The organism is Pseudomonas rhizoryzae (assembly GCF_005250615.1).
Lineage (GTDB): Bacteria > Pseudomonadota > Gammaproteobacteria > Pseudomonadales > Pseudomonadaceae > Chryseomonas > Chryseomonas rhizoryzae.
Map to the genome: position 1 here is coordinate 120,311 of NZ_SULM01000002.1, position 18,844 is coordinate 139,154.

The 18,844-nt window shown below is 66.4% G+C and carries 19 protein-coding genes; 14 read left to right on the top strand and 5 right to left on the bottom strand.

Annotation, left to right across the window (positions count from 1 at the left end; genetic code table 11):
* Positions 1–7 precede the first annotated feature (7 nt).
* From FAZ11_RS03055 to FAZ11_RS03070, 4 genes are read left to right on the top strand one after another with little or no spacing between them, the layout of a single operon-like run.
* Positions 8–127, top strand: coding sequence for a GpE family phage tail protein (locus FAZ11_RS03055; protein WP_081320027.1), 120 nt, complete (start codon positions 8–10; stop codon positions 125–127).
* The gene (locus tag FAZ11_RS03060) at positions 117–2,390 is read left to right on the top strand and encodes a phage tail tape measure protein (protein WP_137279076.1); all 2,274 of its coding nucleotides are present in this window, start codon (positions 117–119) and stop codon (positions 2,388–2,390) included. The genes FAZ11_RS03055 and FAZ11_RS03060 overlap by 11 nt, the downstream gene beginning before the upstream one ends.
* 5 nt (positions 2,391–2,395) lie before the next feature.
* Positions 2,396–2,839, top strand: a complete 444-nt coding sequence (locus tag FAZ11_RS03065; RefSeq protein WP_058768222.1) for a phage tail protein — start codon at positions 2,396–2,398, stop codon at positions 2,837–2,839.
* The gene (locus tag FAZ11_RS03070) at positions 2,836–4,119 is read left to right on the top strand and encodes a contractile injection system protein, VgrG/Pvc8 family (protein WP_137279075.1); all 1,284 of its coding nucleotides are present in this window, start codon (positions 2,836–2,838) and stop codon (positions 4,117–4,119) included. The genes FAZ11_RS03065 and FAZ11_RS03070 overlap by 4 nt, the downstream gene beginning before the upstream one ends.
* Before the next feature lie 91 nt (positions 4,120–4,210).
* On the opposite strand, the gene FAZ11_RS03075 is transcribed toward FAZ11_RS03070, so the two are convergent.
* Positions 4,211–4,432 (bottom strand): hypothetical protein, encoded by a 222-nt coding sequence (locus FAZ11_RS03075; protein WP_058763397.1) that lies wholly within the window; start codon positions 4,430–4,432, stop codon positions 4,211–4,213.
* A 130-nt stretch (positions 4,433–4,562) separates the two neighbouring features.
* Entirely contained in the window at positions 4,563–4,859 is a 297-nt protein-coding gene (locus tag FAZ11_RS03080) for a helix-turn-helix domain-containing protein (RefSeq protein WP_237141886.1), read from the bottom strand.
* 129 nt (positions 4,860–4,988) lie between these two features.
* Between FAZ11_RS03080 and FAZ11_RS03085 the strand changes: the two genes are divergently transcribed.
* The 7 genes from FAZ11_RS03085 (at position 4,989) to FAZ11_RS03115 (ending at position 9,440) form a co-directional block, all read left to right on the top strand.
* A complete protein-coding gene (locus FAZ11_RS03085) occupies positions 4,989–5,219 on the top strand; it encodes a DNA-binding protein (protein WP_058768219.1) in 231 nt (76 codons plus the stop codon).
* Between the two features lie 51 nt (positions 5,220–5,270).
* Positions 5,271–5,567, top strand: coding sequence for an ogr/Delta-like zinc finger family protein (locus FAZ11_RS03090; RefSeq protein ID WP_058768218.1), 297 nt, complete (start codon positions 5,271–5,273; stop codon positions 5,565–5,567).
* Positions 5,564–5,761 (top strand): hypothetical protein, encoded by a 198-nt coding sequence (locus tag FAZ11_RS03095; protein ID WP_058763389.1) that lies wholly within the window; start codon positions 5,564–5,566, stop codon positions 5,759–5,761. Before FAZ11_RS03090 ends, FAZ11_RS03095 begins: the two co-directional genes overlap by 4 nt.
* Positions 5,762–5,837: 76 nt before the next feature.
* Positions 5,838–6,083, top strand: coding sequence for a hypothetical protein (locus FAZ11_RS03100; protein ID WP_137279074.1), 246 nt, complete (start codon positions 5,838–5,840; stop codon positions 6,081–6,083).
* Positions 6,080–6,301 (top strand): hypothetical protein, encoded by a 222-nt coding sequence (locus FAZ11_RS03105; protein ID WP_058768216.1) that lies wholly within the window; start codon positions 6,080–6,082, stop codon positions 6,299–6,301. The genes FAZ11_RS03100 and FAZ11_RS03105 overlap by 4 nt, the downstream gene beginning before the upstream one ends.
* Before the next feature lie 11 nt (positions 6,302–6,312).
* Positions 6,313–9,150, top strand: coding sequence for a toprim domain-containing protein (locus FAZ11_RS03110; RefSeq protein WP_058773307.1), 2,838 nt, complete (start codon positions 6,313–6,315; stop codon positions 9,148–9,150).
* A gap of 86 nt (positions 9,151–9,236) precedes the next feature.
* On the top strand, positions 9,237–9,440 hold the full coding sequence (locus tag FAZ11_RS03115; protein WP_058763383.1) for a helix-turn-helix transcriptional regulator: 204 nt from the start codon (positions 9,237–9,239) through the stop codon (positions 9,438–9,440).
* Positions 9,441–9,448: 8 nt separating this feature from the next.
* On the opposite strand, the gene FAZ11_RS03120 is transcribed toward FAZ11_RS03115, so the two are convergent.
* The 3 genes from FAZ11_RS03120 to FAZ11_RS03135 form a co-directional block, all read right to left on the bottom strand.
* Complete coding sequence (locus FAZ11_RS03120; protein ID WP_137279073.1) at positions 9,449–10,645, bottom strand: tyrosine-type recombinase/integrase; 1,197 nt, start codon at positions 10,643–10,645, stop codon at positions 9,449–9,451.
* 529 nt (positions 10,646–11,174) lie between these two features.
* Complete coding sequence (locus FAZ11_RS03130; protein ID WP_058773366.1) at positions 11,175–11,567, bottom strand: RidA family protein; 393 nt, start codon at positions 11,565–11,567, stop codon at positions 11,175–11,177.
* A gap of 128 nt (positions 11,568–11,695) precedes the next feature.
* Complete coding sequence (locus tag FAZ11_RS03135; RefSeq protein WP_058782363.1) at positions 11,696–13,873, bottom strand: hybrid sensor histidine kinase/response regulator; 2,178 nt, start codon at positions 13,871–13,873, stop codon at positions 11,696–11,698.
* A 343-nt stretch (positions 13,874–14,216) separates the two neighbouring features.
* Here FAZ11_RS03135 and cycA point away from each other — a divergent pair, with 343 nt between their 5' ends.
* From cycA to FAZ11_RS03150, 3 genes are all read left to right on the top strand, one after another.
* Positions 14,217–15,611 carry a D-serine/D-alanine/glycine transporter gene (gene cycA, locus FAZ11_RS03140; protein ID WP_058782364.1) on the top strand — a complete coding sequence of 465 codons (1,395 nt, stop codon included), beginning with the start codon at positions 14,217–14,219 and terminating at the stop codon, positions 15,609–15,611.
* Positions 15,612–15,718: 107 nt separating this feature from the next.
* A complete protein-coding gene (locus FAZ11_RS03145) occupies positions 15,719–17,632 on the top strand; it encodes an IucA/IucC family protein (protein ID WP_137279072.1) in 1,914 nt (637 codons plus the stop codon).
* The gene (locus tag FAZ11_RS03150) at positions 17,622–18,836 is read left to right on the top strand and encodes an MFS transporter (protein WP_058773303.1); all 1,215 of its coding nucleotides are present in this window, start codon (positions 17,622–17,624) and stop codon (positions 18,834–18,836) included. The genes FAZ11_RS03145 and FAZ11_RS03150 overlap by 11 nt, the downstream gene beginning before the upstream one ends.
* Positions 18,837–18,844 lie beyond the last annotated feature (8 nt).

Sequence of the window (18,844 nt, forward strand, 5' to 3'; positions counted from 1 at the left end):
GGATGCCATGGCGGATCTCGCCATCACCTTCCACTGGCCGCTGGACCAGCTCGATGCAATGGGCCTGGCCGAATTGATGGACTGGCGCGAACGCGCCCGTATGAGAGCCGCTCCCGATGGCGAATGATCCCCAGACCCGCAGCATGCCAGCCGACTTGAGAGAGATCCTGGCTGCCATCAAGCGCATCGACCAGCGCCTGGGAGCTTCCCAGGCGACTACTCAGACAGCCGCTGAGAAACGCCGCGAGGATTTCGACAAACGCGTAGAGCGACTGTCCGCCTTGCGCGAGATGGGTTCTGATACCGTCGAGCAGAGCCTCGGCATACTGACGCCCGTTATAGGAGAAGCCAAACGCTTCAACCAGGAAGCCAACCGCATCGCGGTTCTCAACCTTGGCGACCAGGTTCCCAACGAGGCCGTCGCGCAAGCCAAGACCATGCAGGTCTATGGCGCCAGTACCACTGATAAACTGCGCGCCATGCGTCAAGCCCTGGCCGCCCTCGGCGACATCAGCCAGGCCAAGCTGGCCGCGCCCACCCTGGCCAAACTCCAGGTCGCCAACCAGGCTCTTTATGGCAAGGACGACGGGGCAGCGAAGTCCACTCAATTCACCGCCATGCTGCCGGTCATCGCCGACCGCGGCGGTCTGAAGGACGCGGCCAGCTTCAACGAGCAGGCCGACGCCGTCCAAAAGACTCTGGCCAATACCCAGGGGCGAGTCGCGCCACCGGAATGGCAAAAGGTGGTGGAAAAAGGCGGGCAAGCCGCACGCGGCTTGAGCGCCGACGCCTTCTACAACCGTCTCGAGCCGCTGGTACAACAGCTGGGTGGCGAAAAGGTGGGTAATGGCCTATCGGCCAGCTATCGCAATCTTTACCAAGGCACTACCACCGCCGCGGCGGCAAGCAAGCTGCAGAGCCTTGGCCTGGTCGATCCGGGGCGGGTCAAGACCAATGGCACCCACGCCAACCTGGACGCCGGCGCGCTCAAAGGCAGCGAACTGTTCGCCAAGGACCAGGCTGCCTGGCTGCAACAAGTCCTGCTGCCTGCGCTCAAGGCCAAGGGTATCACCGGTGATCGCCAGACCCTCGCCGCCATCCGCACCATCCTGCCCGATCAGGCCGGTGCCGAACTCTTCACCCAGATCTATCAGCAGCGCGAGCAACTCGACAAAAGCTCCGCCAAGACGCGGGGAACCGCGGGTATCGATGGCCTATTTACCCAGGCACAGCAATCCCCCGAGGGGGCAGAGCTCAACCTTCAGGCACGCAAGGCCGATCTGTACCGGCAAATGGGCGATACCATCCTGCCCACCTACGTCAAGGCGCTGGAAATCGTCGCCCAGGTCCTGGAAAAGGTTAACGGGTGGCTACAGGACAACCCCACCGCAGGCGGCCTCCTGATCACTCTCGCAGCGGGCGCGAGCCTGTTGTCCGCTGCCTTCGGAGCGCTGGCCATGGGCCTGGTCGGGATCATCACGCCCTTCCTGATGGTCAGGGGCGTGCTCAGCATGGCCGGCGCGGCCTTTTCCGGGACGTTCGGCGCCTTGAGCAGCCTGGGTAGTGGCGCGCTCAGTGTGGTCGGCACCGGCTTGCAAGGACTAGCCAATCTGGGCACCCGAGCGCTCCCGCTGCTCACTGGCAGCCTGGAAGCTCTGGGTACCATAGGTAGCGGCGCCCTATCGATTGTCGCCAATGGGCTACGTTTTCTGATTGCCCTGCCACTCGGTACGGTTTTGGGCTGGGTCGCTGCTCTGGCAGGGGTCGGTGCCGTGATCTATACCAACTGGGACAAAGTCGTCGGGATGTGGGGCGAACTGAAGAAAGCCGCCTCTAGTGGCTGGGAGAAGCTCAAGAACACCTTGAGCCCGCAAGCGAACACCGCCCCTATCAGCCTACTCGCCGATCGGGCCAGTGGCGGTGCTGATAACAGTAGTCTCTTGACAAAGCTCCAGACTGGCAAGGGCTTCACCGCGGCCGTGGCTATGGGCACGGCGACGGCCTCGTTCCCAGGGATCGCCGCACCGTTGCCCGTCAGCGAGCGACCACCGCTGACTAGCCCCGCTCCGGCGAAACTAGTCAGCGGTGTCGACACAACGCTACCGCAACTGGCCAGCGCGCAACGCCTCGCCGGCAGCAACGTCTTGCTGACCAGCCCGGCCACCGCCCCGCTACCCGGGATAAGCGCGCCCCTGACCATCGACAGCCGCCCACCCCTGACCAGCCCTGCTGCCACGCCACCGGCCGGCAACGATCTCTTCAACATCACCATCAACGCCCCGGCCAATGCGGACGCCCTACAAATCGCCACCTTGGTACGTAGCGAGATCGCCCGCGAGAAAACCGAACAGGCCGCGCGTAACCGCAGCAGCCTCCTAGACTTGAGTTGACTACCATGATGATGGCCCTTGGCACCTTCGTCTTCAGCCTTCATACCCTGGCCTACAACGAGCTCAACCGTACTACGGCCTACACCCACGCCGTGACCAAGCGCGTCGGCGCCCAGCCGGCCCGCCAGTTCGTTGGCAAGGGCGACGACTCCATCACCCTGCCCGGCTGGCTCGCCCCCGAACTGGCCGGCTCGCCCACCAGCCTCGACTTGCTGCGGCTCATGGCCAGTACCGGCAGCGCCTGGCCATTGATCGAGGGCTCCGGCCGGATCTACGGTCTCTGGGTGATCGAGAGTCTCAACGAGACCAAGACGATCTTCTTCTCGGACGGCACACCACGGCGCATTGGCTTCACGCTCACCCTCAAGCGCATCGACGACAACCAGGCCGCCGAATTCCTCGGGACCGCGCTGGCCGCCACCAATGGCCTGCTGCGGAAGCTCCTATGATCAGCGAAGTCCTGGACCCCACCACCGGCCAACTGCGCCGAACCTCCCTGCGCGGGCCGAACCACGGCGACTATCCCCAGCCGATCTATCGCCTGCGGCTCGATGGCAAGGACATCAGTGATCGCCTGGCGCCACGCCTGGTCAGCCTGGAGTTGACCGACAAGCGCGGCCTGGAGGTGGACGAGCTGACCCTGACCCTGTCCGACCACGATGGCCGCCTACCCCTGCCGCCGCTCGGGGGCACCCTCCAGCTGGAGCTGGGCTGGAGTAATACCGGCCTGGTCGACAAGGGCACCTACCTGATCGCCGAGATCACCCATAACGGCGCGCCGGATCTGCTCAAGCTGCGCGCCCGCAGCGCCGACCTGAGCAAGAGTTTCAAGACCCAGCGCGACCAGAGCTACAGCAACACCACCCTGGGCGAGGTGCTGCGCATCCTGGCCGCTCGCCAGGGCCTTACCGCCGCCGTGGATGCCAACCTGGAGGCGAAACCGATTCTCCAGCTGGACCAGGCGCGGGAATCCGACGCCAACCTGCTGACCCGCCTCGGTGAAGAATACGATGCCGTCGCCACGGTCAAGGCCGGGCGCCTGCTGTTCATGCTCAAGGGCCAGGGCAAGACGGCCAGCGGCAAGGACCTGCCCCACATCATCCTCAGCCGCCAGGACGGCGATCAACACCAGTACCTGCTCACCGTCCCCAACGATGGCGTACGCGCCTATTACTACGACGTGGACCAGGGCAAGCGGCTGGAAGAGGTGGTCGGCGATGGCAAGAACCCGCGCGACCTGCGCCACACCTATGCCAACAAAACCCAGGCGCACCAGGCGGCCGAGACGGAATGGCAGAGCCTGCAGCGCGGCGCCGCCACCCTCTCCTACCACCTGGCCCTCGGCTGCGCCGATCTCATCCCGGAACTCAGCTATACCCTGACGGGCATCAAGCCGGAGATCGATGACATCATCTGGTACGGCGGCGATATCAAGCACACCCTCAACGTGGACGGCGGCTTCGTCACCGAGCTCAGCGGCTTGCAGGCCAGGCAGCCGGAGGATCTGGTCGCGGATCTGGTCACCGAGGTGCCGCCCAAATACAGCGGTGTGCTGGCCTATTACCGGGACCCGGCGACCGGCAAGCAGGTCAGCCTCACCCGGGGCGACCAGGGCAATCCCTATCATCTGCGCTTTCTCTATTCCAGCAAGGAAGCGGCGCTCAAGGCCGTGGAGCGCGAAGCCAAGAAGATCGAGGAGCGCCAGGGGTCGGCCAAGAAGTCGACCTGAGGTCAGGCGCGGCAGCAGGACGCGGATCCGTAGAGCCGTTGGCCAGGGGCCGATATCACCCGCAAGGGTGGCCTGGCGAGTCCGGGAGAACTCAGTGCGGGCGGGGCAGAAAGCGCGGGGCGACGGTCGGCTGGTCGGCCCGGGGTGGCAACGGCCCCTGCACCTGCAGCAGGCTATTAGCCAGGCGACAGAGGGTCATTTGATCGCTGCAGGACAGCTGACGAAAGGCCTGTACCAGCTCCAACTCGAAACGAGTGGGGAGCAGCACCGGTTGTCGCTCGTGCCATAGGGGTGTCAAACGCGCCTGATCCATCGGTCGCCGCCTCCAAAAATACTGTATGCAGATACAGTACATTTTTGTGATACGGATCGCCAAGTGCTTCTCGTCGTAGTTGCGCAAAAGCTTGCCAGGCGTGCGGAAACCCCGAATTAGGCCCTGTAGCTCACTGCCCCGCATCCAGGGCGCCGTCGGCCACGGCCATGGCGAAGGCCATGCGTCGCACCGCGTCCCGGCTGGCGTCCGACATCCCGCGGAAATAGCCGAGCAGCTCCGCCTCCACGGTAGACAGTGCCGACTCGGTCACCGGCAGTGCCTCGCCGGTCACCACGAAGTGAATGTCCACGCCATGCGGACGCAGCGCCGCCAGGTAGTTGGCATCCGGGCTGCGGTCGCCCTTCTCGTAATTGAACTGGCTGGTCTTGGTCACTCCCGCCAGGGCCGCGAAATCGGCTTGGTTCATGCCCAGCCGCAAACGCTCCAAACGCAACCGGTCGCCAATTTTCAACAAAAGTCTCCCTCGGCGATTGACTATTCAACATTTGTTGAATATCGTTCACCTCAATTACTTCAAATCACACGAATGTTAACTATGGCCGACACCTATGCCACCGAGCAAGCCTGCAAAGAGGCGCGAACGCGCCTGGAACTCCAGGGTATTTCCGTAAAGGAGTTCGCGTTGCGCCACCAACTCAATCCCAGCACCGTCTATGCGGTGCTCAATGGCCAGAAGAAATGCCTGCGCGGCGAGGCCCACCGCAGCGCCGTGTTGCTCGGCATCAAGCCGACGCCAGCCACGGCCACCGATGCGCCCCAGACGTGAGCGTCGCCCTGAACCACCCCGTCAGCCCTGCCTCCCGGAGGTCCGCCCATCATGAGTGAATTCCGTCTGGTCTGCCCCGCCTGCAACGGTCCCTTGGTGATCCGTTGCAGCAAGGGTGAAACCCCCTGCTTCCGCTCGCTGTGGTACCAGTGCAAGAACCTGGCCTGTGGTGCCACCTTCGGCGGTACCCAGACCATCGACTACCAGCTCAGCCCCTCGGGACTACAGGCGCCGCGCCTGGTGCTGCCACTGGCACCCTCGAAGATCAAGCGCGCCGCCACCCAGGCCAGCCGCATGACCAGCAACCAGAAGGACCTGCTGGATCCGCTCGAGGAGCCCACGCCATGACCCGCCACGACCTGGTCCCAGCCGGCTTCCGTCGCCGGCGTGACGCCCAAGCGCAGGGCCCCTGGCTCGACCTGGCCGCCAGCAGCGCCGACCACCTGGTACTGGTCGACCCGCACGGCCAGCGCTATCGCATCCCGGTGGCGGACATCTCCGCCGCCCTGATCGAAGCGCCCGCGCGCCCTTCCCGCCGCTAAACCACCCACCTTGACGCCGCGCCATGCCCGCCTTGCGTGGGTAGGGGCGAGTTGCGCCCTGAAGAGGGGAGAGACCATGCCTGCCGAGCTCTGCATCCCGCTCCAGCTCACCCCCACGCAAGCCCGCGCCTATCTGCGCTGGCTGGCCGCCCAGTATCGCGCCGGCCTGCAGGAGCACTGGTGGGACGACCGCTATCGCACGGTCCCGGCCGGCCCCCTGCGCCGCTGGCGCATCCACCACGACCACCCGGCCCTGGCCGCCGTGGCCGATACCGCCCGCGCCCTGCGCGCCGAACTACGCAACCTGGAGCAGCGTCCGTGAAGCTGTGCCTCGATGTCACCCTGTCATGCGATTCCCAGCAGCCACCGCGGATCGTCTTCAATCTGCCGCTCCTGCAGGTGCAGCAGGCCTACAGCTGCGCCCAGTTGCGCGAAATCGCCCGCAGCTTCCAGATCCTCGCCCACGATGCCGAGCGCCAGCCCCAAGGCGAGCTGCGCCTGGTGCGGGAGCTCACTGCGGATGCACAGGTGAACCCTTGAGCCGCTACCCCATGGATCCGCAACTGCGCGCCGACCTACTGCCACGCCTCGAACGCGAACTCGGGCTCAAGCTCAGCCCCGGTACCCACTACCTGCGCAAGGGCGAATGCCCGGCCTGCCACCAGCGCGAGCTGTTCACCGACTACGACGCCCCCTGGGTGGTGAAATGCGGTCGCGAGGCCAAGTGCGGCCAGAGCTGGCACGTCAAGGAGCTGTTCGCCGACCTCTTCGACGACTGGTCGGAGCGCTTCAAGCCCAGCGCGGCGGCCCCGGCCGCCAGCGCCGACGGCTACCTGCAATTCGCCCGCGGCTTCGACCTGGGCCTGATCAAGGGCTGGTACAGCCAGGAAACCTACTGGGACCGCGCCCAGGGCATCGGCTCGGCCACGGTGCGCTTCCCGTTGGCCAAGGGCGGCTACTGGGAACGGCTGATCGACCGGCCGGCGCGCTTCGGCAAGCAGAAGGCCCGCTTCCAGCCCGGCGCCAGCTACAGGGGCGTCTGGTGGTGCCCACCGGACCTGGATCTGCTGCAGGTCGAGGAATTGTGGATCGTCGAGGGCATCTTCGACGCCATCGCCCTGCGCCACCACGGCCTCGCCGCGGTTTCGGCCATGAGCAGCAACGCCTATCCGGAAGAATCGCTGCAGGAGCTGGCGCGGCTACGCGGCGGTCGCCTGCCGCGGCTGGTCTGGGCGCTGGACAACGAACCCGGCGCCCAGCGCTACACCCGGCGCTGGGTGCGCCAGGCCCGGGCGCTGGGCTACCCCTGCACCGCCGCGCAGATCCCCCAGCCGGGGCGCAAGGTCGACTGGAACGACCTGCACCAGCGCTGGGCCTTCGAGCCCGAGGCGGCGACGCGTACCGAACAGCGTGACCGCGACCTGGCCGAAGCCCGTCATCACGGGGCCCTGCTGCTGGCCGAGACCGCCAGCGAAAAGGCCGTGCTGCTCTACGAATGGCGCGAGCGCCACGAATTCCACTTCACCTTCGACAATCGCCTCTACTGGTTCAAGCTCGACCTGGACAAGTACAACAAGGCCCTCACCCACCTCGAGGAATCCGAGCGCGACGAGGATCGCCAGCTCACCAGCCAGCAGCAGCGCGACAAGGCCATGCGCCTGGCCGGCAACGTGGTGGAGATCGCCAACTGCGCGCCCCAGGCCCTCTACTTCCAGCGCAACGAGATCACCGACGAATCCTGGTACTACTTCCGCGTCGACTTCCCCCACGACGGCCCGGCGGTGAAGAACACCTTCACCGGCGCCCAGGTCGCCGCCGCCAGCGAATTCAAGAAGCGCCTGCTGGGCATGGCCGCCGGCGCCGTCTTCACCGGCAGCGGCACCCAGCTGGACAAGATCATGAAGGACCAGCTGTTCGGCCTGAAGACCGTGGAGACCATCGACTACGTCGGCTATAGCCGCGAGCACGGCTGCTACGTCTTCGGCGACCTGGCGGTGCGCGATGGCCAGCTGCACCGGGTCAACGACGAGGACTATTTCGACTTCGGCCGGCTGCGCCTCAAGACCCTGCAGAAAACCATCGGCCTCAGGCCCAATCCGGCCGCCGGCGACTACCGCCACGACTGGCTGCCGCTGCTGTGGACCTGCTTCGGCAGCAATGGCCTGACCGCCCTCACCTTCTGGTTCGGCTCGCTGTTCGCCGAGCAGCTGCGTGCCCGCTACCAGTCCTTCCCCTTCCTGGAAGCCACCGGCGAAGCCGGCGCCGGCAAGACCACCCTGCTGACCTTCCTCTGGAAGCTGTTCGGCCGGGCGGGCTACGAAGGCTTCGACCCATCCAAGTCCTCCACCGCTGGCCGTAGCCGCGCCATGGGCCAGGTTGCCGGCATGCCCATCGTGCTCATCGAGGGCGACCGCAACGACCCGGAGAAGGCCCACGCCAAAAGCTTCGACTGGGATGAACTCAAGGACTTCTTCGGCGGCGGCACCCTGCGTACCCGCGGCATGAAGACCGCCGGCAACGAGACCTACGAACCGCCGTTCCGCGGCACCATCGCCATCAGCCAGAACGCCCCGGTGAGCGCCTCCGAGGCCATCCTCACGCGGATCGTCAAGCTGCACTTCACCCGCCCGGTACTGACCGACGCCAGCCGCGCCGCCGCCGACAGCCTGAGCCGCATGGACGGCGCCGCCCTCAGCCACTTCCTGCTGCTGGCCACTCGCCGCGAGGCCGAGGTCCTGGCGCTGTTCCACGAGGCCTTTCCTCGCTACGAGACCAAGCTGCGCCGCCTGGGCGACAACTGCTTCTCTTGCGGCGCCCCGCTCGCGGCCAACGACCACCGCTGCCGCAGTTGCCAGAACGAGCTGGTCGGCCATCTGCGCATCGAACGTATCGTCAAGAACCACGCCATGCTGCTGGCCCTGCTCGACGGCCTGGGCCTGGTGGTGGAACTGCCACCGGGCATGGTGGCCGAGACCCAGCGCGCCCTGGTGCGCATCGCCCTGGAGCGCCAGGCCGCCATCAGCGCCGATCACCCGGCGGTCGTCGAGTTCTGGCAGGTCTACGACTACCTGCAGTCGCTCAGCGGCGACCCGGTGGTCAACCACAGCCTCCACGGGTGGGAGATCGCCATAAACCTCAACGAATTCGTCGAGCGCGCCGCCGAGCACCGCCAGCGCCTGGCCGACCTGGGCACCCTGAGAGAACTGCTCAAGGACAGCCGCCAGTTCAGATTCATCGACAACAAGGTGGTCACCAGCCGCATCCGCGCCCTGCAGCGGCAGCGCAATCCGTTGGAAGACCGTCCGGACAAGGTGCGCTGCTGGGTGTTCGCCAACCCCCACTACAGCCCCGCCGAGCATGGCCGCCCGGCCAGCCGGAGTCCGGCATGAAGCACGCCACGCCACGCACCCCGCGGCAGCCGTCGCGTACCCCGACCGCCGCCGGCCGCGCCGGCCACCCGAGGAGATAGAGCACCATGGCCCAACTGGATAGATTCCTGCGCGAGGACGAGGTGCTGCGGGTCACCTCCCTGTCGCGCGCCACCCTGTGGCGGGCGATCAAGGCCAAGCAGTTTCCCAGCCCGGTGAACCTCAGCGCCGGGCGCGTCGGCTGGCGCGAATCGGCGATCGCCGCCTGGCAGGTCGACCCCATGCGCTGGAGTGCCGACGGTGCGGCCTGAAGCAGCGTTCAGTGGATGATGTGTTTCTCTAACCAGTCCGCCCAGGTCTCCAGCCCGGCGCGCTTCTCGGCGAAATAGTCGTAGCGGTCATAGTGCTTGGAAGAGACATCGTTGAAGGCATGGCCCTGGATGCGATCGCGCAATTCCTTGCTCAGGCCCGCGCTGGCCATCAGTGTCTTGCAGGTCCGTCGCAGGTCGCGCAGGGTGAAGGGCGCGGTGAACTCCGCGGCATGGCGGCGATAGAGGTTGGTCACCGCCCGCGACAACGACTGCACATTTAGCGGCTGGCCCGGCACACGGCCCTGGAACGGATAGGCGCCGTTGGCATCGATCTCCGCCATGGTCTGCAACACCTGGCGCATCGGCGCATTGAAGGGCACCACGTGTAATTGCCGCTCACCCTGCACCCGGCCCTTGGTGCTGCGGATCACCAGGTGATCGTCCTGGTACAGCGCCCGCTCCGAGGCCAGTAACTGCTCCGGCCGCTGCCCGCCGGCGGCGATCAGAAAGCGGATCAGCTCGGCGGTGGTCAGGGACAGCTGCTCCGGCAACAGCTGCCACAGGGTACGCAACTCCGCCTTCGACAGGGCCCGGTCGCCCGGCTGCTCCCAATCCTCCTGCACCGGAATGCTCGCCACTGGATTGCTCTGCAAGCCGAAACGCACCTTCACCTGCAGATAGCTGCGCGGGTTGTACTCCTGCTCCAGGCCCACCTGGAAGGCCGCATGCAACTGGGATCTCAGCCGGTTGCAATAGGTGGTCACGCCCTGGTCGATCATCCGGCTGAGGATGTCACGAATCTGCGCCGGCCCCACCAGCGCCGCCGGCCGCCGCACCAACTCCGGAAAGGGCTCGCTGACGTAATGGCGAAACGACCAGGCCACGTTACCGGCCGAGGCCGCGCCCTCCCCCTCCAGCTTGGCCACATAGGCCGACAGCAACTCCTGGAAGGTCCCGGCGCTCACCACCACCTCGGCCTCCGTCCGGCACCTGTCCCGCGCCTGGGTCAGGGACAAGTCCGGCCAGTTGCCCAGTTTGGTCAGCTTCTTCGCCCCACCCACGTGGCGCTGGAAATAGAACTCCTTGGTGCCACTGGGCCGCACCTTGAGCACCAACACCCCCTCCCCCCGCGCGCCGCGTCCGTCGGAGGTGACATAGTCCTTCTCGCGCGGCTTGAGCGCGCGGATCTGCCGTTCAGTGAGCATCTGGTGACAGTTTCCGGTGACAGTTGGCCTGAAACAAGGTGAGACCCGCTGAGACGACCCCGGACCCGCGACCTTGCATGAAGACCGCATTCTACAAGGGTTTGGAGCCAGGCTGGAATCTAGAGAGATGGATTGAGATAGCAGGAGGTAGAGTTTCCCAAGCTCATGACGAGGGTTCGATTCCCTTCGCCCTTACCAGATACTGGATGGCTCCCCGCGCCGGTTGGAAGCGCGACTGACATCATCACCTACTCGCTCGGTCGGTGTTCATGCCCGAGCTCCCTACACCCCACAGAGCGGACACGCCGGGCTCGACGTCATCGGCTGATACGACGGCTGCTGGGATCACGGCCTGGCGTGACCGGATGAACCTGGCGGCAGCGAGGCCTAGGTTCTGTACGAAAAGTCGCCGAGCGAAGGTCAGGCGAGGCGAAAAAGGCTGAGGAAGCGGAGTTTACGAGTGGTAAATGAGCATTCCGAAGCCTTTTTCAACGAAGCATCACCGAGCGCAGGCATTTTCGTACAGAATCTAGCGTTGCACGGCGATGCACTTGATCTCGACGAGTAGGCCAGGGCGAGCCAGTTCGGCTACGCCTATGCATGTCCAGGCGCAAGTGCCCCGGGGAAAGACGTCATCCTTCACTCGCCTGAACAGGGGTAGGTGCCGTTGCATCTCTACATGGTAGGTCGTCATCTCAACGACATCTTCGAATCCGCAGCCACCCGCGGCCAGGACAAGTCGCAGGTTCTCCCAGGCGGCGAGGAATTGTTGCTCGGGGTCGTGGATGACCTCCAGCTCCGGCGTGCGCCCCACCTGGCCCGCGCAATAGAGGGTCTTACCGACCTTTACTGCCGGGACATATCCCGCACGTTCGACAAGCACGTGCATGCCGGTCGGAATGATCAACTGACGGTCCGTCATGGTCTGCGCGCCCAGAGCTAAAGGACCGATACTAATCCAGAACGAAAAAGGCAGGTCCATCCCCCGCCAAAGGCACCGCGGAGCGTGATAGGGGACAGCTGCATGTCTGGGCTCTCCCGCGGCCGTCCCTACCCCTCCACCAACCCCTTCACCCGCAACGCCAGCGCCTCCACTGCGAAGGGCTTGGTCAGCACGGCCATGCCGGTCTCCAGGTGGCCGTCGCTGAGCAGCGAGGTTTCAGCGAAGCCGGTGATGAAGAGCACCTTGAGCGCCGGGCGATGGACGCGAGCGGCGTCGGCGAGTTGGCGGCCGTTCATGCCGCCGGGCAGGCCGACGTCGGTGATCAGCAGGTCGATGCGGGCATCGGACTGCAGCATTTCCAAGCCAGCGGCGCCGTCGGCGGCTTCGACGATGAGGTAGCCCAGTTCGCGTAGCAGGTCGGTCACCAGCATGCGCACCGTGGGTTCGTCGTCGACCACCAGGATGGTCGCGTTGGTGCCTTCCAGGGTGCCAAGGACACCCTCCGCCAAGGGCACCGTCTGCAGTCGCTCCGCCAGGCGCAGCGGCAGGTAGAGGCAGACCGTGGTGCCTTCGCCGGGGACGGAACGCAACCGCAGCTGGCCGCCCGACTGGCGGGCGAAGCCGTAGATCATCGACAGCCCCAGCCCGGTGCCCTGCCCCATCGGCTTAGTGGTGAAGAAGGGCTCGCAGGCCTTGGCCGCCACCTCCGGGGTCATGCCGCTGCCGGTGTCGGTCACGCTCAGGTGCAGATAGCGCCCGGGAACCAGGTCGAAGCCGTGGGTACCCTGCTCGTCGATAAGTCGCTCGCTGGCGGCGATGAGGATACGGCCACCGGCGGGCATGGCGTCGCGCGCGTTGATGCACAGATTGAGCAGGGCGTTCTCCAGTTGGGACTGGTCCACCAGCAGCGGCTGGTCGTCCGGCAGGCTGTCGAACTGGACCTGGATGGCCGGCCCCACGGTGCGCTGTACCAGGTCGAGCATGCCGCCTATCAGCTGGTTGACGTCGGTGGGCTCCGGCGCCAGGGTCTGGCGGCGGGCGAAGGCCAGCAGCCGATGGGTCAGGGCCGCCGCCCGCTTGGCGCTGCCCTGGGCCGCCAGCAGGTACTTTTCCAGTTCGGTGAAGCGCCCCTGGCCGATGCGCAGGCTCATCAGGTCGAGGCTGCCGGAGATCCCCGCCAGCAAGTTATTGAAGTCGTGGGCGATTCCGCCGGTGAGCTGGCCGACGGCCTCCATCTTCTGCGACTGGCGCAGCGCCTCTTCAGAACGCCGCAGTTCCTGGGTACGCTGCTCGACGCGTTGCTCCAGGGTCGCGGTGAGGTCACGCAGGTCGGCTAGAGCACGATCGCGTTCGTCGGCCAGCGCGCGGCGGGCGTCCACGTCCAGCAGCACGCCGGGAAAGCGCAGCGGAGTGCCGTCCGGGGCCAGCTCGACATGGCCGTTGGCCTCCAGCCAGTAGTAGCGGCCGTCGCGACGGCGCACCCGGTACTGGTGGGCATAGCGCCCACCGCGGCCGATCACCTCGGCGATGGCGGCGGCGAGCCCGGCCTGATCGTCCGGGTGGACGTTGGCGCCCACCTGGGCCAGGCTCAGGCCGATGCGACCGAGTGCCGGGTCCAGGCCGAAACTGGTGGCGAAGGCTTCGTCGACGGTGAATCTGTCGGTGGGCAGGTCCCAGTACCAGGTGCCGATGATGGCGCCAGCGGCCAGGGCGAGGCGAACACGCTCGGCATTGACCCGGGCATTGCTTTCGGCCTCTCGAGCGCTGTCGCGTTCATCGATGCGAACGCTCAGTTCCTGCTCCAGCGACAGGTTATGTCGCCGTAGCGCGGCCTCGGCAGCGTCGCGCTGGCGATGGGCGAGCACACTCGCCGTGGTCTCGGTGGTGATGTTGAGAAAGCCTACTACCGTCTCGTCTTCGTACAGAGGACTGTAGGAAAAGGTCCAGTAGGTCTCTTCGGGATAACCATTGCGGGTCATCACCAGCTGCTTGTCGACGAAACGTACCGGCTCGCCCGCCATGGCCTGATCGATCAAGGGGGCAATCTCATCCCAGAGCTCCGCCCACACCTGCTCGATGGGCTGGCCCAGTGCGCTCGGGTGGCGCTGCCCGAGAAAGGGCGCATAGGCGGCGTTGTAGAAGAAGGTCCGCCGCGGCCCCCACATGGCGCACATGGCGAAGGGTGACGCCATCAGCAGGTCGTAGGTGGTACGCAAGGCCGCAGACCAGCCAGACCTAGGCCCCAACGGTGTGCTCGCCCAATCGAAGGTTGCGAAGTCTGACATGCTACTGCTCAAGGTTCAGCGGTCCCGGGCAGACTGCCTCGGCCGTTTCGATTGATCGGCCGCCCGGTCGTTCGCCAAAGGCAGACCGCGCTCGGACGAGACGTCACCGGTCGCGAGCAGACCCTGCTGGCCAGCTGGGGCTGCCGGACTCCCGTCAGCCCAGCGGTTGAACCGTCACTTTGGACTGCGCCGATGGCCCTGGCAAGCCTGGTAGCGGCTCAGCGCAACCGGACGAGCGGTCGTCCCGCTGGCAACCTGCAGCATCCTGCCACAGCCAAACCTCTGGCACCCCCGCGATGCTTCTCTTACCTTGTGGCCCCCGCGTTTCCAGGTAACTCTCGTCATGTCCGCGTCACCCACCCCGCCCGAGGGGCTGCAACGCAGCCTGTCCAACCGTCATCTACAACTGATCGCCATCGGCGGCGCCATCGGCACCGGCCTGTTCATGGGCTCGGGGAAGACCATTGCCCTCGCGGGCCCCTCCATCCTGCTGGTCTACCTGATCATCGGCAGCGCGCTGTTCTTCGTCATGCGCGCCCTGGGCGAATTGCTGCTGTCGGATCTGGACTACAAGTCCTTCATCGACTTCTGCGGCGATCTGCTCGGGCCCTGGGCCGGTTTCTTCTGCGGCTGGACCTACTGGTTCTGCTGGATCGTCACCGCCATCGCCGATGTCATCGCCATCGCCGCCTATGCCCAGTTCTGGTTTCCCAGCCTGGCACCCTGGATACCGGCGCTGCTCTGCGTGCTGCTCCTGCTGGGCCTCAACCTGGTCACGGTACGGCTGTTCGGCGAACTGGAATTCTGGTTCGCGCTGATCAAGATCGTCGCCATCTGCGCCCTGATCGTCACCGGCTTCGGGCTGGTGGCCTGGGGTTTCCAGTCGCCCTCCGGCAACGTCGCGAGCCTGGCCAATCTGTGGAACGACGGTGGCTTCTTTCCCATGGGGCTGGGCGGTTTCTTCGCTGGCTTCCAGATCGCGGTGTTCGCCTTCGTTGGCATCGAGCTGGTGGGCACCACCGCCGCCGAGACCGCCGATCCCCGGCGCAACCTGCCGCGTGCCATCAACTCCATTCCGCTGCGCATCCTGGTGTTCTACGTGCTGGCGCTGGTGGTGATCATGGCGGTCACACCCTGGCGCCAGGTGGTGCCGGACAAGAGTCCCTTCGTCGAACTCTTCGTGCTGGCCGGGGTGCCCATGGCCGCCAGCCTGATCAATTTCGTGGTGCTGACCTCGGCCACCTCCTCGGCCAACAGCGGCATCTTCTCCACCAGCCGGATGCTCTATGGCCTGGCCCGCGAAGGCCATGCGCCGCGCGGCCTCACCCGTCTGTCCCGGGCGGCGGTGCCGGCGCGCGGACTGCTGCTGTCCTGCCTGTGCCTGTTGCTGGGCACGCTGCTGATCTACCTGATCCCCAACCTGGTCACCGCCTTCACCCTGGTCACCACCCTGGCGGCGGTGCTGTTCATGTTCGTCTGGTCGCTGATCCTGCTGGCCTGGCTGGCTTATCGACGCAAACGCCCGGAACGGCATGCCGTCTCGACCTTCCGCCTGCCGGGCGGGCGCTGGGTGTGCTATGCCGTGCTGGCCTTCTTCGCCGGGGTGCTGGTGCTGCTGACCCTGCAGGCGGATACCCGCCAGGCGCTGCTGGCCAGCCCGCTGTGGTTCCTGCTGCTGGGGGTGGGCTACTGGTGGCGCGGACGACGCCTGCATCCACCGGCAGCCAACAAGAAATAGTATTACTTGATAGTCAATATCTTTTGATATTAATTCTTATTTACAGAAAAGGACTATCTGCATAAGCTCTAGCCCGCACCTTTCAGCCGGGCACAGAGGAGCTTTGCGTGTCGAATCCCGTTCTATCCCAGGAAGATCGTCTTCACGTCCGTTGGCAACAGGCGCTCACCACGCGCGCCTTCCAAGACGCCGGAATAGATTTCGAGCAGTTGCGTGCCACCCTGCTGCCCGCTCGTGCACGCAGCCTGCAGCGCCTGCTGCAAGCCGTACTGCGCGAGACGCTGGTCGAGTTCGAATTCCAGAGCGACGGATCAGGCCCCGCTCGCCTGCTGCTACCTGACGGCAGCCAACTGCTCGTCGATCAGCTAACGCCCGGGCGAATGGACAGCTGGGATCTGTGCGGCAGCGTCCGGCTGCAGCGACCAGCGGCGCCCATCGAAGAAATCCAATGGCCTTCGCAACTGCTCGCCCGCCTGAGCGAACACTTCGCCGAGCGTCCAGGTCATGAAGCGTTGCAGCGTCTGGCCGAGGAGCTGGACGACAGCTTCATCAACGACACCCTGTGTCTAGCCTTCAACGCCCACTGGAGCCAGGCGCTCCAGACGCAGCATCCCGGACAGGGCGTGCTGGCCGGGATGCGCGCCGCCACGGCGCCGGCCAACCCGACGCTTCAGCTGGAACAGTGGGGGACCCTGGGCCATCCCTGGCATCCGAACTACAAGACCAAGCTCGGCCTCGATACCGCCCGCCTGATCGACTACGCGCCCGAATTCGCCGCCCGCATCGAGGTCCGGCTCTGTGCCCTGCATCGCCAATATGCCCATGTGCAACGTCTGCCGGGCACGCCCGAGTACCAGGCCTGGTGGGACGAGCTGTTCCCCGAGGCCGCGACGCGTCTGCGGCAGCATCTGCGCGAACGGGGCCTGAACAGCGACGACTACTGGCCGCTCCCGGTCCATCCGTGGCAGGCCGCGGATGTCCTGCCACGGGACTTCGCCGCCGAGATCGCCGACCGCCTGCTGGTCCTGACCGACATTCCCGCCTGCGAGGCGGCGCCCACCATGTCGTTCCGCACCGTGCTGCCCGCGGCGAGCCGCACCGCGCCCATGCTGAAATTGCCGGTGTCGCTGCGACTGACCAGCGTGCAGCGGACCGTTTCGCCGCGCTCGGCCCGCATGGGGCCAAGGGTCAGCGAACTGCTGTTGCGGATCCTGCAGCGCGAGCCGGCGCTGCATCGCCAACTGGACATCATTCCCGAGCGCCTCGGCCTGCATTACCAGCCGCAGCCGGCGGACGACGAGCGCGCCCGGCACCTAGGCTTGCTCTACCGCGACAATCCCTGGAGCCGACTCGCGCCGGGCGAACTGGCCGTGCCGGTCGGTAGCCTGTTCGCGCGGGACGAGCAGCAGCGCCCGCTGCTGCGCGAGTGGGTCGCGCTGGCGACCGGGCGTGACGACGGCGCCGCCTTCCTGGCCTTCTTCGCCGACTATCTGGCGGTCGCCGTACCGGCCCTGCTGGGCATCTATCTCCAGTACGGCGTGGCCTTCGAGGCGCACCAGCAGAACAGCTTCATGGTCATGGGCGCCAGCGGACGCCCCGTCCGCCTGCTGCTGCGGGACTTCGGCGACATCCGCATCGACCGCGCCACCCTGCATCGCCAGGGGCTGGACCTGGAACTGCACGATCCAACACTGACGCTGTTCGACGATGCGTCCTTCGTACGCGACAAGCTGCTGCACACGACCTTCATGTGCCACCTGGGCGAACTCGCCCTGCTCGGGACGCGTTTCTGGCAACTGCCCGAGGCCCAGGCGTGGCAGTTGCTGGCCGACACCGTCGCGCGCTGCTTCGAGGAGCTGCGCCCCATGGTCGAGCCGCAACGCTGGCACAGCGAGCGGACGGCCCTGCTGGAAGCACCCTGGCCAGCGAAGGCCTTCCTGCGCATGCGGCTGCTCGACTGTCAGAACGATGTCGTCGGACGCCTGGCCAATCCGTTACGGACGCCCCGGGATGACCGCTGAGGCCCGCAGCCTGCGGCTGCTGATGGTCATCCAGCTGCTGTCGATGGGCGCCATGGAGTTGAGCGGGCCCTTCTGGCCATTGCAGATCGCCGCCCTGCTCGGACCCGCTGGCGCGCAGCACACCGCGCTGCTGTCCTCGGCGGTCTACGCTGGACCGCTGCTGGCAGCCATGCTGCTCACCCCGCTGTGGGGCCGCCTCGGCGACCGCACCGGGCACAAGCCGATGATCCTGCGCGCCCTGTTGGCCCTGGCGCTCTGCCAGGGGCTGGCGGCGGTGGTCAGCAACGCCTGGGCATTGGTCGCGGTACGGGTGGCCCAGGGCGCGCTGGCTGGTTTTCTGGCAGCGGCCCAGGCCTATGCGCTGATCTGGTGCCAGGGCGCCAGCCGTGGCCGCACCCTCGCCCAGTTGCAATCGGTCACCGCCCTCGGCTCGCTGCTCGGTCCGGTCCTGGGCGGCTGGTTGCTGGATGCGGCGGGCTTCCGGCTGCTGTGCCTCAGCGCCATGGCCAGCTGCCTGCTGTGCGCCCTGGCAGCGCTGTGGCTGCCGCGGGATCGTCCCCACCCGCGGACCCGCCAGACCGGCCAGGCACAGCCCCTGCCGCGTGGCTGGCTGGCCGGCATCCTGCTGGTGATCGTGCTGGTGCAGGCGGCCAAGCTCATGCCGCAGCCCTTCTATGCCCTCTACGTCGCCCAGGTGCTCCAGGCGCCCGGCTGGCTGATCGGTGCCACCTACGGCGCCAGCGCCCTGAGCCTGGCGCTGTCCGCGCCGCTCTGGGCACGGCTGTTCGATCGCTGGTCACCCGCGCGCACCCTTGCCCTCATCGAGGGCGTGGCCTGGGCCTGCGCCGCGACCCTGGCCGCCACCGCCCTGGCCGGGAGCTGGCCGGGCTTTCTCGCCACCCGCCTGCTCTGGGGACTCTGGCAGGGCGCCCTGCTGCCGGTGGCCTATGCCCTGATCGCCAACACCCTCTGCCCCCAGCAGCAAGGCTTCGCCCTTGGCCTCGGCAATAGCGCCGCCAAGGCGGGTGCCCTGCTGGGCACTCTGCTGGGCGGTGCCGCCATGGCCGTGACCGGTCTGGACCAGGCGTTCTGGCCCGTCGCTGCCCTGTATCTCGCCGCCGCCCTGGGCATAAGGCTGATCCGCCAATCCCAGTTGACCCCGGCGTCAACTACCTCCCACCCCAACCCCTCAATGACTCGATAAGAAGTATT

What these genes read in the sequence shown, in the direction of transcription:
- FAZ11_RS03055 (WP_081320027.1), top strand. Translation starts at nt 8, where the DNA reads ATGGCGGATCTCGCCATCACCTTCCACTGGCCGCTGGACCAGCTCGAT.
- FAZ11_RS03075 (WP_058763397.1), bottom strand. Translation starts at nt 4,432, where the DNA reads ATGGATCAGGCGCGTTTGACACCCCTATGGCACGAGCGACAACCGGTG.
- FAZ11_RS03095 (WP_058763389.1), top strand. Translation starts at nt 5,564, where the DNA reads ATGACCCGCCACGACCTGGTCCCAGCCGGCTTCCGTCGCCGGCGTGAC.
- FAZ11_RS03115 (WP_058763383.1), top strand. Translation starts at nt 9,237, where the DNA reads ATGGCCCAACTGGATAGATTCCTGCGCGAGGACGAGGTGCTGCGGGTC.
- FAZ11_RS03065 (WP_058768222.1), top strand. Translation starts at nt 2,396, where the DNA reads ATGATGATGGCCCTTGGCACCTTCGTCTTCAGCCTTCATACCCTGGCC.
- FAZ11_RS03110 (WP_058773307.1), top strand. Translation starts at nt 6,313, where the DNA reads ATGGATCCGCAACTGCGCGCCGACCTACTGCCACGCCTCGAACGCGAA.
- FAZ11_RS03060 (WP_137279076.1), top strand. Translation starts at nt 117, where the DNA reads ATGGCGAATGATCCCCAGACCCGCAGCATGCCAGCCGACTTGAGAGAG.
- FAZ11_RS03100 (WP_137279074.1), top strand. Translation starts at nt 5,838, where the DNA reads ATGCCTGCCGAGCTCTGCATCCCGCTCCAGCTCACCCCCACGCAAGCC.
- FAZ11_RS03135 (WP_058782363.1), bottom strand. Translation starts at nt 13,873, where the DNA reads ATGTCAGACTTCGCAACCTTCGATTGGGCGAGCACACCGTTGGGGCCT.
- FAZ11_RS03080 (WP_237141886.1), bottom strand. Translation starts at nt 4,859, where the DNA reads ATGAACCAAGCCGATTTCGCGGCCCTGGCGGGAGTGACCAAGACCAGC.
- FAZ11_RS03070 (WP_137279075.1), top strand. Translation starts at nt 2,836, where the DNA reads ATGATCAGCGAAGTCCTGGACCCCACCACCGGCCAACTGCGCCGAACC.
- FAZ11_RS03120 (WP_137279073.1), bottom strand. Translation starts at nt 10,645, where the DNA reads ATGCTCACTGAACGGCAGATCCGCGCGCTCAAGCCGCGCGAGAAGGAC.
- FAZ11_RS03085 (WP_058768219.1), top strand. Translation starts at nt 4,989, where the DNA reads ATGGCCGACACCTATGCCACCGAGCAAGCCTGCAAAGAGGCGCGAACG.
- FAZ11_RS03130 (WP_058773366.1), bottom strand. Translation starts at nt 11,567, where the DNA reads ATGACGGACCGTCAGTTGATCATTCCGACCGGCATGCACGTGCTTGTC.
- FAZ11_RS03090 (WP_058768218.1), top strand. Translation starts at nt 5,271, where the DNA reads ATGAGTGAATTCCGTCTGGTCTGCCCCGCCTGCAACGGTCCCTTGGTG.
- FAZ11_RS03150 (WP_058773303.1), top strand. Translation starts at nt 17,622, where the DNA reads ATGACCGCTGAGGCCCGCAGCCTGCGGCTGCTGATGGTCATCCAGCTG.
- cycA (WP_058782364.1), top strand. Translation starts at nt 14,217, where the DNA reads ATGTCCGCGTCACCCACCCCGCCCGAGGGGCTGCAACGCAGCCTGTCC.